Here is a 13,728-nt window from a genome sequence, read left to right as displayed (position 1 = left end):
AGCCGCATTGGGCTTCGAACGGATCATACACCAGCGTCTTGAAGTCGTCCTGCGCGAAGGCATAGACGGAAATGGTAAGTGTCCGTTCGGCTGCGGAGGCGGCAAACGGCCAAAGTGCGGCGAGTGCCGCCGACGCCATGAGAGCTTTTTTCATCTTACATGTTCTCCATCTCTGAGGTTTTTGGTGCCGGGTTCGCAGGCCCGGATGATTGGCGGACAATCAGCTGCATTGCGACGCGTTCGATTTCCGCGATAACGAGAACGCCTTCCCGGGTGCGGCATTTTCTGATGGTATCGGCCAGCGCCGACACGGCAATCCCCGCAATTCTATCCATGTCCATTCTGACCGTCGTCAGCGACGGTGTGACAACAGGCGACCAGATGAGGTCGTCGAAGCCGGTGACGCTGACATCGCCGGGAACGCTGATGCCGGCTTGCTGCAGCTCGGTCAGCGCGCGCAATGCCTGAAGATCGGAGAGAGCCGCGAAAGCGGTAAAACCCTCCCGCACCTTTTCGGCAAGGCCGAGCGGACAGCCGCTGCCGCCATCCTGCTCTACCTTCCCGATCCACAGCGTTTCGGCATGCATGCCCGCGTGCATTCCGGCGCGAATTCCATCGGCGCGATCGTTCTGAACGCTGGATTCCTGGTTGTTGCCGATGATGAGGATGCGTTGGTGGCCGAGGGCCGCGAGATGGAGAACGATTTCGCGGCCGCCCTGCCAATGGTCGGCGGAAACGGTGTTGCCTGGCGTCGAAGGGGTATCGATGAGAGCGACTGGGCAGGCGGCGGACAAAATGCGGGTGGCGCGGCGGGGAATAATGACCATGCCGTCGACGCCGCGTTCGACGAGACGATTGATCGCCTCGGTCTGAGTGGCAGCATCGCCGCGGGAGTCGGCGATTAGAACACCGTAACCAGCGGTGGAGGCGGCAAATTCGATCGCCTGTGCGATCTTCGGGAACAGAGGATTGGCGATGTCCGGCAACACCAGGCCGAGAACGCCGCTGCGGCCGGTTCTGAGCGCGCGGCCGGCCTGGCTCGGGACATAACCCAGTTCGGCGGCATGTTCGCGGATCCGTTCGACCAGTTGGCCGGAGACCCGGCCTTTGCCGGAAAGCGCATTGGAGACCGTGGCAATAGAGACGCCGAGCGAGGTCGCTATCCTGCTGAGGTTCGGTCCGGAGCGCGATGCAGCCATGATCTGATGTAGTCTGATTAATCGTTTAATCAGTGCTATAGCAGCCGTCTCCGCTTGTCCAATCCAAATTCGTCTGGTGCCCGATTATTCCGGGATATTGTCGGGCATGAAAAAACCCCGCGAGGTGATCGCGGGGTTTCGCATTTCCAGAAAGGCGAAATGCCGATTAGCTCTTGGCCTTTGCCGGCACCGGCGTCACCGCTGCTGTGGTCTTGCCGCCGGGCGCGTAACCGCCGCCGACCGCAATGTTCAGCGAGACGTAGTCCTTGGCCATCTGCTGGACGGCCTGGGCAAGGCTTGCCTGGGCAAGCGAGACCTGGCGCTGTGCATCGAGAACGTCGAGCAGCGAGGAGGCGCCGTCCTTGTAGGACGCGGTCGACAGTTCGAGCGTTTCCTGCGTAGTCTTTACCTGAGCCTGTAGGGCTGCGACCGTGCGGGCGTCACGGCGGACCGCGGCGAGTGCGTTCTCGACCTGTTCGACCGCGGTCAGCACCGTCGACTTCCAGTTGAGGTAGGCGGTCGCGGCAGTGGACTGTGCCGACTTGACGTTGGCGCGCAGACGGCCACCATCGAAGATCGGCAGGTTGAGGGTCGGGCCGAAGGACCAGGGGGTCAGGTCTCCATGGATGCCGCGCTGGTTGATGTAGGACGGCGAGATCGAGCCGCTGAGCGAAATGCTCGGATAGAGCTGCGCCTCGGCAACACCGATATTGGCCGTTGCGGCGGCGAGATCACGCTCGGCGACGCGAATGTCGGGACGGTTGCGGATCAGGTCCGCCGGGATGCCCGAATTGATGCCGCCACGGAAAACCGGCTGACCGCGACCCTTCAGCAGCTCGTCGACGAGGGCCGAGGCCGGCAGGCCAAGCAGCGTGGCGATGTGATGGGCGGATATACGGATGTTGGTTTCGAGGCCGGGAATTTCGGCGAGCGTCGACTGTACGAGGCCTTCGGCCTGAACGACGTCGAGACGCGAGGCGGCGCCGGCTTCAAGCTGGAACTTGGTCAGCTCGTAGGTTTCCTGACGGGACTTTAGGTTGGCTCTCGAAAGCGCCAGGCGCTGCTGATAGTAGCGAACATCGATGTAGCTGGAGACAAGATCCTGCACGAGAGTCAGCTTGGCGACGTCGGCGGATGCGTATGCGGAATCGAGCGAAGCGAGCGCACTTTCGGTGCTGCGCTTGTAGAGGCCGAAGAGATCGAGCAGCCAGGTCAGCTGGACTTCGCCGGCACTGGTGTTGCGTGTGTCGAACTGCGAGCGCAGCTCGCCCTTCTGACCGCTGACCGTGTGCGAAGCGCCGACATTCAGGTTCGGCAGGGCGCCTGCGCCGGCGGTGGTGACGTTTGCAGAGGCCGCATTAATGCGTTCGATTGCCTGCTGGACCGTTAGATTCTGCTCGAGCCCGGCCTGGACATAACCATTCAATTTGGGATCGTTGAAGGCCGTCCACCAGGCTGCGGTAGCAACGTCACCTACACTTTTCGTGCCGCCTTCTCCGAATTTGGCGGGCAGCGGCATTTCAGGAGGAGCATGATCCGGGCCAACAACGCAGCCCGACAGTAATAACAATAATGCCGGTGTGGCAAAACGAAGAGATACCATTCATTTCATCCTGTACTCGAGCAAGTCAATTCTTGTCCGAAGCTTCATGCTTCACTATCGCAGCCGCGCCTCGTCCTACCACAAACACACACACCGAAGCAGTCGGGCGCAATGTAGCAATCGGAACAGCATTATCACAGTGCATTTATATCACACTCCTGCCGCATTTTTGTCGCGTGTGGCAAAGATGCGTCGAATGACGACGTAGAAGGACGGCACGAAGAAAATTCCGAGCATCGTTGCCGACAGCATGCCGCCGAGAACGCCGAGGCCAATGGCGTTCTGGGCCGCAGAGCCCGCGCCCGTAGCGATCGCCAGAGGCACAACGCCGAGGATAAAGGCAAGCGATGTCATAATGATCGGCCGCAGGCGCAGCCGCGCCGCTTCCAGTGTCGCCTCGAAAAGGCCCATGCCGCTTTCCATGCGATCCTTGGCGAATTCGACGATCAGGATCGCGTTCTTAGCCGCCAGGCCGATCGTCGTGAGCAATCCGACCTTGAAATAGACATCGTTGGCTTGGCCGAAGAGTGTTGCCGCCGCCAGGGCGCCGAGAACGCCGACCGGCACTGCCATGATCACCGAAAAAGGGATTGACCAGCTTTCGTAAAGTGCTGCCAAGCAGAGGAAGACGACGAGTACCGAGATCGCATAGAGCATCGGCGCCTGTGAGCCGGAAAGGCGCTCCTGATAGGAAATGCCCTGCCAGGCCACCGTGTAACCGCCGCCGAGTTGCTCGGTCAGCGCCTCCATTTCGTTCATGGCATCGCCGGAGGACACGCCGGGCGCGGCGGCACCATCGAGCGGAATCGCGCTGACGGCGTTGAAGCGGGCAAGCGAAGGTGCGCCCTTCACCCATTCGGTTTTGGTAAAGGCGGAGAAGGGCACCATCTCGCCGGCCGTGTTGCGGGCATACCAGTGATTAAGATCGTCCGGCTGCATGCGGAACGGCGCGTCGCCCTGGACATAGACCGGCTTGATCTCGCCGTTCAGCGTGAAGTCGTTGACATCGTGGCCGGTGAAGATGATCGACAGCATCGAATTGACCGAGGCGATGTCGACGCCCATGGCGCCGATCTTTTCCTGATCGAGCACGATGCGCATTTGCGGCTCGACTTCCTTGTTGCTGCTGCGCAGCGCCACGATCCTACCCGAGCTGTTGCCCATCTGGATCAGCCGCTTGGAAGCAGCCGTCAGGGCGTCGTTGCCGTGGCCGCCGGTATCGACAAGATACATGGAAAAGCCGCTCGACACGCCGAGGCCCTGAATCGCCGGCGGCAGGAGCGCGAAGACCTGTGCCTCGCGCATCGCAAAGAAGCTGCGCAGCGCCCGGTTGACAACCGACTGGGCGCTCAGATTTGGATCAGTGCGCAGCGAAAAATCCTTGAGCTTGGTGAAAACGATGGCGTTGTTTTGGCCGGAGCCGTTGAAGCCAAAGCCGAGTGCGCCGAAGACGGATTCGACGGCATCCTTCTCATTCTCGCGATAATAGTTTTCCACCTTCTCGACGACGGCCTGAGTCTGCTGCGTCGTCGAGCCCGGCGGCGTGGTGACGATAGTCAGCAGCACGCCCTGATCTTCCTGCGGCAGGAAAGAACTCGGCAGCCGGGTGAAGAGGTAGGCGCAGCCGGCGCCGACGAGAAGGAAGACCAGCATGACGCGGATCGGGCGCTTCAAGAGATAGCCGATAGTCCTGACATAGCCGTTGGTCGAGCGCGTGAAGTTGCGGTTGAACCAATCGCCGACGCGGTGTTTCCGGTGTTCGCTGACCGGCTTCAGCATCGTGGCGCAGAGCGCCGGTGTCAGCACGATGGCGACGAGCGCCGACAGCAGCATGGCCGAGACGATGGTGATGGAAAACTGGCGATAGATGATGCCGGTCGAGCCGCCGAAGAAGGCCATCGGAATGAAGACGGCGGTTAGCACGAGCGCAATGCCGACGATGGCGCCGGTGATCTCGCCCATCGATTTCTCCGTCGCTTCGAGCGGCGAAAGCTTCTCTTCGGACATGATGCGTTCGACGTTTTCGACGACGACGATCGCATCGTCGACCAAAAGGCCGATGGCCAAAACCATGGCGAACATCGTCAAAGTATTGATCGAATAGCCGGTGGCCGCCAGCACCCCGAAGGTGCCCAGCAATACCACGGGAACGGCGATGGTCGGGATTAGCGTTGCCCGAAGGTTCTGCAGGAAGACGAGCAGCACCACGAAGACGAGCACGATTGCCTCGATCAGCGTATGCACGACCTTCTCGATCGACAATTCCACGAAGGGCGTCGTGTCGTAGGGATAGGTAATCTTCACGCCTTCCGGCAGAGTGCGGCCGATGACATCGAGTGCGGATCGAACGCGTGCGGCCGTATCGATGGCGTTAGCGCCGATCGCGAGGTTGACGGCAAAACCGCTCGAAGGCAGGCCGTTGTAACGCGAACTGCCGCCGTAGCTCTCCTGACCGATCTCGATGCGCGAGACATCGCTCAGGCGCACGGTCGCGCCGTCCTTTTCGACCTTCAGGATGATGTGCTCGAAGTCGGCGACGGTGGTGAGCTGGCTTTGCGCAGTGATGGTGACGTTGAGCTGCTGACCTGACATCGTCGGCTGGGCGCCGAGCGAACCGACGGAAACCTGAGTGTTCTGCGCCTGGATCGCCGCCGTGACGTCGCTCGGCGTCAGCTGATATTTCACCAGCTTGAAGGGATCGAGCCAGATGCGCATGGCGTATCCGGAACCGAAGACGTTGATACTGCCGACGCCTTCCAGGCGCTGGATCTGATCCTCGATGGAGGTCGACATGATGTTGCCAAGATCGACCGAATTGCGCTTGCCGTCAGTTGAAACGAGCGAGCCGACGAGGAGGATGCTCGAGGTCGAGCGCGTCACGCTGATGCCGGCATCGATAACATCGCCCGGAAGCTGCGACTGAACCAGCTGCAGCTTGTTCTGCACCTGCACTTGGGCGATGTCGGGATCGATGCTGGTTCCGAAAGTGAGCTGGATGCTGGCCGATCCGGTCGACGAAGTCGAAGTCATATAGGTGAGGTCGTCGAGGCCGGTCATGCCGTCTTCGATGATCGTCGTTACCGATTTTTCGACGGTCTCGGCGCTGGCGCCGCGATAGGTGGCGTTGATGCGGACCGTCGTCGGGGCGATGTCGGGATATTGCGAAATCGACAGCGTGAAGATCGCCAGAAGGCCGGCGAGCATGATGGTGATCGCAATGACCCAGGCAAAAATCGGACGTCGGACGAAAAACTTGGCCATCGATTGTTCCTGTGCGGCTGAGACGGTGACGATGCGGGCTCGGAGCGATTACTTCGCTGTGGGCTTCTCAGCGTCACCGGCCGCGGGCTGCTCGGCAGCCACGACCACGCCATTGTCGCTGATCTTCATCGGAACCGGCTTCACCGGCATGCCTGCCGTGACCGACTGGAGGCCGGTGACGATCAGCTGATCGCCGTCTTTTATGCCTTCGGTCACCAGCCAGGAATTGTTGGAGGGCGAGCTGTTCTCAAAGGCGCGGGTTTCGACCTTGCCGTCGGCGGAAACGAATTGCGCCGTCAGCCGGCCGTTGGCGTCGCGGCTCGTTGCCAGCTGCGGCAGCGCATAACCGGTTTCGGCGCCGAGCTCGACCGTGGCGCGGACATACATGCCGGGCAGCACGATACGATCGGGATTGGGGAAAAGCACACGAATGATGAAGGTGCCTGTGGTTTCGCTGACCACCTGCTTCGACATGTCGAGCTTGCCCTGCTGATTATATTCCTTGCCGTCTTCGAGGATCAGGTGGAAGGCGACATTCTCCGCGCCCTTGATATCGCCGGCGGCCATCGCATCGCGCAGCCTCAGCAGATTGGTGCTCGACTCGGTGAGCGAGATGTAGATCGGATCGAGCTGCCGGATCGTCGTCAGCGCCGTCGTCTGGTTGGCCGAGACGACATTGCCGATATTGTAGGCGGTCTGGTCGATGACGCCGTCGAAGGGTGCGACGATCTTCGTATGGTCGAGGTCGATCTGTGCCGCGGTAAGGGCAGCCTTTGCCGACTCGACCTCCGCATTCGCCTGGAGAAGCGTCGTTCTCGCCGTCTCATATTCGATCTGGGTGGCGCCGCTGCCGACGAGGCGCTGGTAGCGTTCGAGATTGCTTTCAGCGCTCGGCACGCTCGCCTCGGCTTTGGAGATGGCCGCCTTGGCCTGCTCGACGGCGGCGATATAGGGCGCATCCTCGATCTGATAAAGAAGGTCGCCCTTCTTGATCTCTCCGCCTTCCTTAAAGGCGATTTCGCGGATGATGCCGCTCACCTGCGGCCGGATATCGGCCGTCTGGAAGGCTTCGGCGCGGCCAGGAAGAATTGTCGTGATTGGGAAACTCGCCTTCGCCAGGGCGATCACCCCGACGGGGATCGCCTGCTGCGCGGCCGCGCCGGCATTGCCCGCGGGCTTGCCGGCGTTGTCGCTGCAGGCGCCAAGCAATGCGCCGGCCATCAGGGCCGAGGAGATGAGAACGGCACGCCGAATCATTCTAATTCCTTCATGCGGTGGCAATCGCCGTCGATCTACGGGCTCGGCCGGGCTGAGGCAGGCTTATTTAAGCGTCAGGATGAACTTGGCCTCAAATGCCATAATCCCGGGTCTAACAAAAGCTTTACGAAGTGACGTAATTCAGCAACCGTCACTTAGCAAGCGCTATTTTGCAGTGCGGCATCGACAAAGCCGACGATTTCCTCGGCACGATGCACCAGTGTCTCAGTGTCGTCGCGAACGATGAGGACAGGGTGCAACACGCAGGCCAGCACATCGGCGACGGTCTGTGCGGCACGCTGAGGGTCGCGGCAGTGATAACGTCCTTCCACCATGCCTTTGCGGATGATCTCGCCGAGTTTCTCCTCGATACGGGCGCGATAGCGATTGCCGGCTTCGAGTTTGGCTTCGATGGTCGAGAGCACCATTTCGAAGATGTAAGGGTTCTTCTGGATATCCTGCAGATGACCCTCCAGCAGGCGCAGGACGAAGCGGAGCAGTTGCTCTTTTGCGGGCATGTTCTGGTCGAGGGGGACAAAACGCTCGGCGGCATTGTCGAGATGTCGTCCGGCGATCGCATCGACCAGCGCCACCTTGGAACGGAAATGCTTGAAGACATTGGCGGGCGACATGCCCAGCGCAGCTGATATATCGGCGATCGACACTGCGGCGAAGCCACGTTCGCGAAACAGCATCTCCGCCATCGAGAGGATGTCCTGTCGCGTTTCCTCGGCCTTGCGTCTCGGCCTTCTTGCCATCCGTCCCCCGCCGGGCCGCGCCCGGTACTCCTTTTTTGCCGATGCTAGCGCTATTCAGCGAAAACTGCCAAGCCGATGCAAGGCCCTGCGGCTTTCGCACGTCGCCTTTTCAAGGGAAATAGGAGGCGAGGTTGCTGCGGACACGGGCAAGCGGCGTCTCGCCGCTATTGTCGGGAACAAAGCGCTCGCCGGTTATCGCCTCGTAGGCTCTGATATAGACGGCCGAGGTCTGCTCGATCAGTCCGGTGGGGATTTCTGGAATCTCGTCCTTATAAGGGTCGCAGCGCTCCGCCACCCACGCACGGACGAAATCCTTGTCGAAACTATCCGGGCGCTTGCCAGCGGCAAAACTTGCCGGATAGGTTTCGGCAAGCCAGTAGCGGCTGCTGTCCGGCGTGTGGATCTCGTCGGCGAGGATAATATTGCCGTCGCCATCGGTGCCGAATTCATATTTGGTATCGACGAGGATCAGGCCTTGCTTCGCGGCCATTTCCTGGCCGCGGGCAAAGAGCGCGAGTGCATATTTCGACAAGGTTTCCCACTGCTGGCTGGTCAGAAGGCCTCGCGTGACGATTTCCGCAGGCGTCAGCGGCTCGTCATGGCCTCCGTTGAATTCCTTGCTCGTCGGCGTGATGACGGGTGCCGGCAGGATCTGATTGTCGCGCATGCCGTCCGGCAGACGCATGCCGTACATTTCCCGCTCACCCTTCTTATAGAGGGTCAGGATCGAGGTGCCGGTGGTGCCGGCGAGATAACCGCGCACGACGATTTCAACCGGCAGGATCTCGAGCCGCCTGCCGATGACCACATTCGGATCGGGATAGTCGAGCACATGGTTCGGGCAAATGTCCCTCGTCGCCTCGAACCAGTAACGCGCCGTCTGCGTCAGCACCTGACCCTTATACGGAATACAGGTGAGAATGCGGTCGAAAGCGCTCAGCCGATCTGTGCTGATGATGATGCGGCGTCCGTCGGGAAGGTCGTAATTCTCGCGCACCTTGCCGCGATAGTAGTTCGGCAGTTCCGGGAAATGGGCTTCGGAGAGGATTCGCACGGCGCTCGACTGTCCTTTATTGGCTGATGGCTTCCTGCTCTAGTTTCATTACCGGCGAAGTCAAGCCGAGCGGAAGTATCGCATCACAGCCAGAACAGAGCCAGAAGAAACAGAGCGAGGCCGTAAGTTGCGACGGCAAGCGGCCAGCCGGCCCGCAGGAAGTCGCTGAAGCGGTAACCGCCGATGCCCATCGCCAGCGTGTTGTTGTGATGGCCGAAGGGCGTCAGAAAATCGAGCGAGGCCCCGACGGCGACCGCGATCAGATAGGCGTCGGGTGGGTGCCGCCCGATCCTCGCAAATTCGAGTGCGATCGGGGCGAGCACGATTGCGACCGTCGCGTTGTTGACGAAGGGCGTCAGCGCCATTGCGAGGAAGAGGATGAGGGCGATGCCGGAAAGCGCATGGTTAACCGGCACGATGAGGCTCAGCCAGCCGGCAATCGCTTCGGCCGCTCCGGTGCTGGCCACTGCCTGGCCGATCGGAATCATCGCCGCCAGCATGATGATGATCGGCCAGTTGAGGTCGGCCATCGCCTGGCGGATATTGAGATGATTGAGCAAAGCGAGGACGAGGACGACACACGCAAAAGCGACCTCGGGACGCAGGCCCGCCGCCGACGCGGCGACGCCGCAGGCAAACAATGCGAAAGGCCGCCAGGAGAGGAGGGCCGGTTCAGCTGAAGCTGTCGGAGCAAGCGGCAGGCACTCGCTTTCCTCCAGCGCTTCGGCAATTGCCGTACGCGGCCCTTCCAGCGTCAATATATCCCCGATCGACAGTTGCAGATCGAGAAAGCGGCCTTCGATGCGCGGTGTGCGCATGGAAAGAGCAGTGACTGCGATGCCCCGATGGTGAAAGACTTCGAGTGAACTGACGCGCGAACCCACCAGCGTGCTTTCGGGCATGACGACGGTTTCGACCCGGGTGAAATTTGGCGGCCGAATATTCAGATGGGCATCTGCCACCAGGGCCTGTGTGGCCGCAAGGCCGGCAAAGATGTCATCGGCGCCTTCGGCAAGCAGCACGTCGCCCGCGCTGATCATCGACTGGTCGAGCGGGCCAAACACGAAATTGCCGTCACGGATCAGCGCGTGCGGTTTGATGCCGAAGCGGGTCGGACACTCGGAAAGCCGCGCGCCGATCAGCGGCGAAGCATTGGGAATGCGACGTTCGACGACGACGCGACGCGAGCCCTGGGCGAGCGTTGCCGGCACTGTGTCGGCTTCCGGGAACAAGTATCGGATCCGAACGGCGATGAGCAGGATGCCGACGATCGCGACTGGCAGCCCGACATAGCTGAAATCGAAGAAATGAAAACCCGCACCGGACGTCTTGGCAAGCGCATCGCTGACGAGCAGGTTGGCCGGCGTGCCGATCAGCGAGACGAGGCCGCCGAGCAGGGCTGCAAACGAGATGGGCATGACGAGCTGACGGCGGGGGATTGAGAGCGCCACGCCGAGCCGCAGCGCCACCGGCAGGGTGATCGCAAAGGCGCCGATATTGTTCATGAAGATGGAAAGAAAGCCTGCAAGCGAGGAGGCGCCTGATATGACCTTGAAGTTCGACGGTCTTGCGGTTGCGACACGCGCAGCGAGGTTGTCGAAGAGCTTGGCGCGTGCGAGCACCTGGACGATCAGCAGGATTTCGACGACGGTGATAACGACGGGGCTGGCGAAGCCCGCGAAGATCTGATCGACTGGATAAAGTCCGAGCGCATAGCCGGCGAGCAGGCCGGCAATCGCAGTCACCTCGATGCGTATGCGTTCGAGCGAGAAGAGAACGAGCATCACCAGCAGAAGGATCAGCAGGGATGCTTGCTCAAACGACATGGGCGGATCCGGTGTTTCATCGATGGAGGCATGTCGCTGTACCGCAACCGCTGCAGATTTCCGGGTGACAGGCCTTGGGCGGACTGTAGTTGTTCCTCATCTGCTGTACAGAGGCGTCAGCCGGCAAAATTGAACGATGTCACGTCTTCGGTCGGGCCGAAACCTGCCAGCGGCCCTCGGCATTCCGCTCCAACACGGGCGTTGCGAAGACACCGCGGACGCGCGCGACCCACTGCGGCCCGGCGGTTGCGAGGCTGTCGCGCCAACGCTCCGATTGCAGCATGGCCGCGCCTATGACGACGGGTTCGATGCCGCAGGCCGTCAGCAGATCAAGGCCCGAGACGATCGATGCGCCGCTGGAAATGACGTCATCGATCAGGGCGACGCGCCGCCCGGTCAGCAGCGGCAACATGCGCGGATCGATATAGAGGCGCTTGTCCTGTGTCGGCGTCGTGATCGATGACAGAGGAACGGAGAGCTCGTCGCGGTACCAGAACTTGCGCGAGGTGCCGAGCGGGACATAGCGGCCGTGACGGAGCTTCTGCGCAACGGCGGCTGCAAGCGTCAAGCCGAGCGTCGGCAGGCCGGCGACAACGTCGACGCCCATAGGTCCGATCTTTTCGGTGAGACCGTCGGCCAACGCGTCGAGGACGGCGAAGCTAGCCTGGTTGACAATCAGCGAAGCGAGGGCGTGATCGCCATCTGCCAACACGCGTATCGGCAGGCGAAGCTGGCGGCCGTCTTCCAGCGTGGCGACATAGTAAGTCGTGAACTCCCGATCGTGGGGAAAGGTGCCGGGCGGGTGAATCTCCTGCCAAAAGTCATGCGGCGCCATCTCCGACAGATCGGTCAACGTCTCGCCCTTTCCATGCCGGCTCTTCGGCGCAACCCCTGCAATTCTCCTTCAGTCAGCGCACGCACGGCGCCTTTTGGGAGTTCGCCGAGTTCGAGCCCGCCGATTGCGACCCGCACAAGGCGCAAACATTCAGCCCCGAGCGCCTCCAGCATACGACGGATCTGACGATTGCGGCCTTCATCGAGCTCGACCTCGATCCATGAGTTTCTGTCACCCTGGCGCAGGCGTCGTGTGGCGGTGGCCGTCAGCAATTCGCCGTTATGGCGGATGCCGGATGTCATAGCGGCAATCTCCTCGTCGTCCATGAGGCGGTCGATCTGGACATGATAGGTTTTGGTCACATGGGTGAGCGGATCGAGCAAGGTCTGGGCGAACACGGTGTCGTTGGTGAAAAGCAGCAGGCCTTCGCTCGCCTTGTCGAGCCGACCTACAGGAGAGAGGTGCGGGATGTCGAAATTCTTGAGGCAATCATAGACGGTCGGCCTGCCCTCGGGATCATGGCGGGTCGTGACGAGCCCGCGTGGCTTGTTGAGCATCAAATAGATTTTCGCCTCGGCGGCAATGACAAGTCCATCGACACTGATCCTCGCCGTCGACAGATCGACCCATGCAGAGGCATCGCTGACGGTACGGCCGTCGACGGCGACGCGGCTTTCGGCAATCAGCCGTTCGGCCTGGGTACGGGAGCAATAGCCGAGTTTGGAAAGGGCGCGCGGAAGGGTGACCCGCTTGCCTTCAGTGTCGGCGGCAGGCTTCACCCGCTCGCGTGTCTTATGCGATGGGCGCCGGTCCCTCATCTGCCATCCCTGTCCAGCCTCGATGCCGCTTCTTGGCACGAACGGCCCAACGATGCCAGCGCGACAACGAAAACTAAGGAATGATAGGGTTGCAAAAGGACGTCCGCGCTTCGGATAAAGCGCCGTCTGGGCGAAAACCGGTTGGTCGCGCCGCCTCAGCGGCAGGCCATGAAGCCTGCCAGTTCCTTGCGGCTGACGACGATGCCGGCAGCGGCCTTCGCTGGGTCGGGATGAGTATAGGACAGGCTTGGCATTTCCGGCAGCTCGAGCGCCTGACGCATATTCATGATGCCGACCGCGTAACGGCCGTTAACGCCGTCGGCGCTGACTTCAATGATGCAATTGGCCCTCTTATTGTCCATTGGTTGTCCTCCCGTTCGTTTTTTATGTTGCCATCCCTTGCATTAAAAATTGGTTTTTCTGAGACATAAGCGTTTACGCACGCCGCCGAAAATGGGTCGGCGGGTGCGTAAAAGAGCCGGCTTCGAGGCGGATTGAGCGCTCAGTGCCACCAATGGCGAGGCTGCGGCTGTGAATTGCCGGATAGCAGGTAGCCAAAGAGGAAACCGACCGCCCCGGCAAGCACCAATGCGGTGGTCGTTGCGGCCGCATGCTCGCGGGCGGCGCCGGCGGCAGCTGCCCCTTCGGCCCGGATTTGGGCGACGGCGTTTTTTGCGCGGGGCAGGGCTTCATCGTAGGCCTTGCCGGCGCGGCCGCGCACTTCGTAATAGGCCTCGGCGCCCTGGGCGGAAATCATCTTCTGCAGACGAGAGACTTCCTGCTGGAGCGCAGCGATGTCCTTGCTGACAGATGCTCTGATGTCATCGGTGTTGGCAGCCATGTCGGTCTCCTTCCTTCAATGGGAAAGACAACACCTCAAACGGTGATAGGTTCCGAAATTGCAGCTGCTGATTTATGTCGGAAATTTAAGCTCGCCTTCCAGCCTCGATTTAATCCTCGATTAACCATAAATTGGCTCAAAGCGCTGTTTTCACGCGATTTTTTGCCGGTTGCGGGCGGCAATTCGGGGATTTTTTGACCAGCTGATAAAGAAATCTTCGGAAATTTGGCGCGAACACGCCGCCTGTGGATAAAGAACGCGAAGAAAATAGCAACC

At 60.9% G+C, this 13,728-nt stretch carries 12 protein-coding genes and 1 pseudogene; all 13 read right to left on the bottom strand.

What is annotated here, in order from left to right; genetic code table 11:
- Positions 1-154: pseudogene (locus AC13QO_RS29165) on the bottom strand (ABC transporter substrate-binding protein); the annotation flags it as partial.
- Position 155: 1 nt separating this feature from the next.
- Entirely contained in the window at positions 156-1,199 is a 1,044-nt protein-coding gene (locus tag AC13QO_RS29160; RefSeq protein WP_488542663.1) for a LacI family DNA-binding transcriptional regulator, read from the bottom strand.
- A gap of 166 nt (positions 1,200-1,365) precedes the next feature.
- On the bottom strand, positions 1,366-2,802 hold the full coding sequence (locus AC13QO_RS29155; RefSeq protein WP_085779280.1) for an efflux transporter outer membrane subunit: 1,437 nt from the start codon (positions 2,800-2,802) through the stop codon (positions 1,366-1,368).
- 150 nt (positions 2,803-2,952) lie between these two features.
- Complete coding sequence (locus AC13QO_RS29150; RefSeq protein WP_488542662.1) at positions 2,953-6,063, bottom strand: efflux RND transporter permease subunit; 3,111 nt, start codon at positions 6,061-6,063, stop codon at positions 2,953-2,955.
- Positions 6,064-6,111: 48 nt separating this feature from the next.
- Positions 6,112-7,320: an efflux RND transporter periplasmic adaptor subunit gene (locus tag AC13QO_RS29145; protein ID WP_488542661.1), complete on the bottom strand. Its 1,209-nt coding sequence runs from the start codon at positions 7,318-7,320 to the stop codon at positions 6,112-6,114.
- A 155-nt stretch (positions 7,321-7,475) separates the two neighbouring features.
- Positions 7,476-8,078: a TetR family transcriptional regulator gene (locus AC13QO_RS29140; RefSeq protein ID WP_285192695.1), complete on the bottom strand. Its 603-nt coding sequence runs from the start codon at positions 8,076-8,078 to the stop codon at positions 7,476-7,478.
- Between the two features lie 109 nt (positions 8,079-8,187).
- A complete protein-coding gene (locus AC13QO_RS29135) occupies positions 8,188-9,132 on the bottom strand; it encodes a phosphoribosylaminoimidazolesuccinocarboxamide synthase (RefSeq protein WP_488542660.1) in 945 nt (314 codons plus the stop codon).
- Between the two features lie 83 nt (positions 9,133-9,215).
- Positions 9,216-10,958, bottom strand: a complete 1,743-nt coding sequence (locus AC13QO_RS29130) for an SLC13 family permease (protein WP_488542659.1) — start codon at positions 10,956-10,958, stop codon at positions 9,216-9,218.
- A gap of 139 nt (positions 10,959-11,097) precedes the next feature.
- Positions 11,098-11,793 (bottom strand): phosphoribosyltransferase, encoded by a 696-nt coding sequence (locus AC13QO_RS29125; RefSeq protein ID WP_488542664.1) that lies wholly within the window; start codon positions 11,791-11,793, stop codon positions 11,098-11,100.
- 14 nt (positions 11,794-11,807) lie between these two features.
- Positions 11,808-12,611 (bottom strand): pseudouridine synthase, encoded by an 804-nt coding sequence (locus AC13QO_RS29120; RefSeq protein ID WP_488542658.1) that lies wholly within the window; start codon positions 12,609-12,611, stop codon positions 11,808-11,810.
- Between the two features lie 155 nt (positions 12,612-12,766).
- On the bottom strand, positions 12,767-12,973 hold the full coding sequence (locus tag AC13QO_RS29115; RefSeq protein ID WP_085779273.1) for a hypothetical protein: 207 nt from the start codon (positions 12,971-12,973) through the stop codon (positions 12,767-12,769).
- A 140-nt stretch (positions 12,974-13,113) separates the two neighbouring features.
- Entirely contained in the window at positions 13,114-13,452 is a 339-nt protein-coding gene (locus AC13QO_RS29110; RefSeq protein WP_085779272.1) for a hypothetical protein, read from the bottom strand.
- Positions 13,453-13,487: 35 nt separating this feature from the next.
- Positions 13,488-13,728, bottom strand: a 241-nt coding sequence (locus tag AC13QO_RS29105) for a hypothetical protein (protein WP_488542657.1), incomplete at its 5' end; no start/stop codon positions are given.

It is taken from the genome of Rhizobium sp. CNPSo 3670, assembly GCF_057784555.1.
This window is presented reverse-complemented; position numbering and strand designations above follow the sequence as displayed.

Coding starts and splice junctions, on each gene's coding strand:
- AC13QO_RS29160 (WP_488542663.1), bottom strand. CDS start 1,199: ATGGCTGCATCGCGCTCCGGACCGAACCTCAGCAGGATAGCGACCTCG.
- AC13QO_RS29155 (WP_085779280.1), bottom strand. CDS start 2,802: ATGGTATCTCTTCGTTTTGCCACACCGGCATTATTGTTATTACTGTCG.
- AC13QO_RS29150 (WP_488542662.1), bottom strand. CDS start 6,063: ATGGCCAAGTTTTTCGTCCGACGTCCGATTTTTGCCTGGGTCATTGCG.
- AC13QO_RS29145 (WP_488542661.1), bottom strand. CDS start 7,320: ATGATTCGGCGTGCCGTTCTCATCTCCTCGGCCCTGATGGCCGGCGCA.
- AC13QO_RS29140 (WP_285192695.1), bottom strand. CDS start 8,078: ATGGCAAGAAGGCCGAGACGCAAGGCCGAGGAAACGCGACAGGACATC.
- AC13QO_RS29130 (WP_488542659.1), bottom strand. CDS start 10,958: ATGTCGTTTGAGCAAGCATCCCTGCTGATCCTTCTGCTGGTGATGCTC.
- AC13QO_RS29125 (WP_488542664.1), bottom strand. CDS start 11,793: ATGGCGCCGCATGACTTTTGGCAGGAGATTCACCCGCCCGGCACCTTT.
- AC13QO_RS29120 (WP_488542658.1), bottom strand. CDS start 12,611: ATGAGGGACCGGCGCCCATCGCATAAGACACGCGAGCGGGTGAAGCCT.
- AC13QO_RS29115 (WP_085779273.1), bottom strand. CDS start 12,973: ATGGACAATAAGAGGGCCAATTGCATCATTGAAGTCAGCGCCGACGGC.
- AC13QO_RS29110 (WP_085779272.1), bottom strand. CDS start 13,452: ATGGCTGCCAACACCGATGACATCAGAGCATCTGTCAGCAAGGACATC.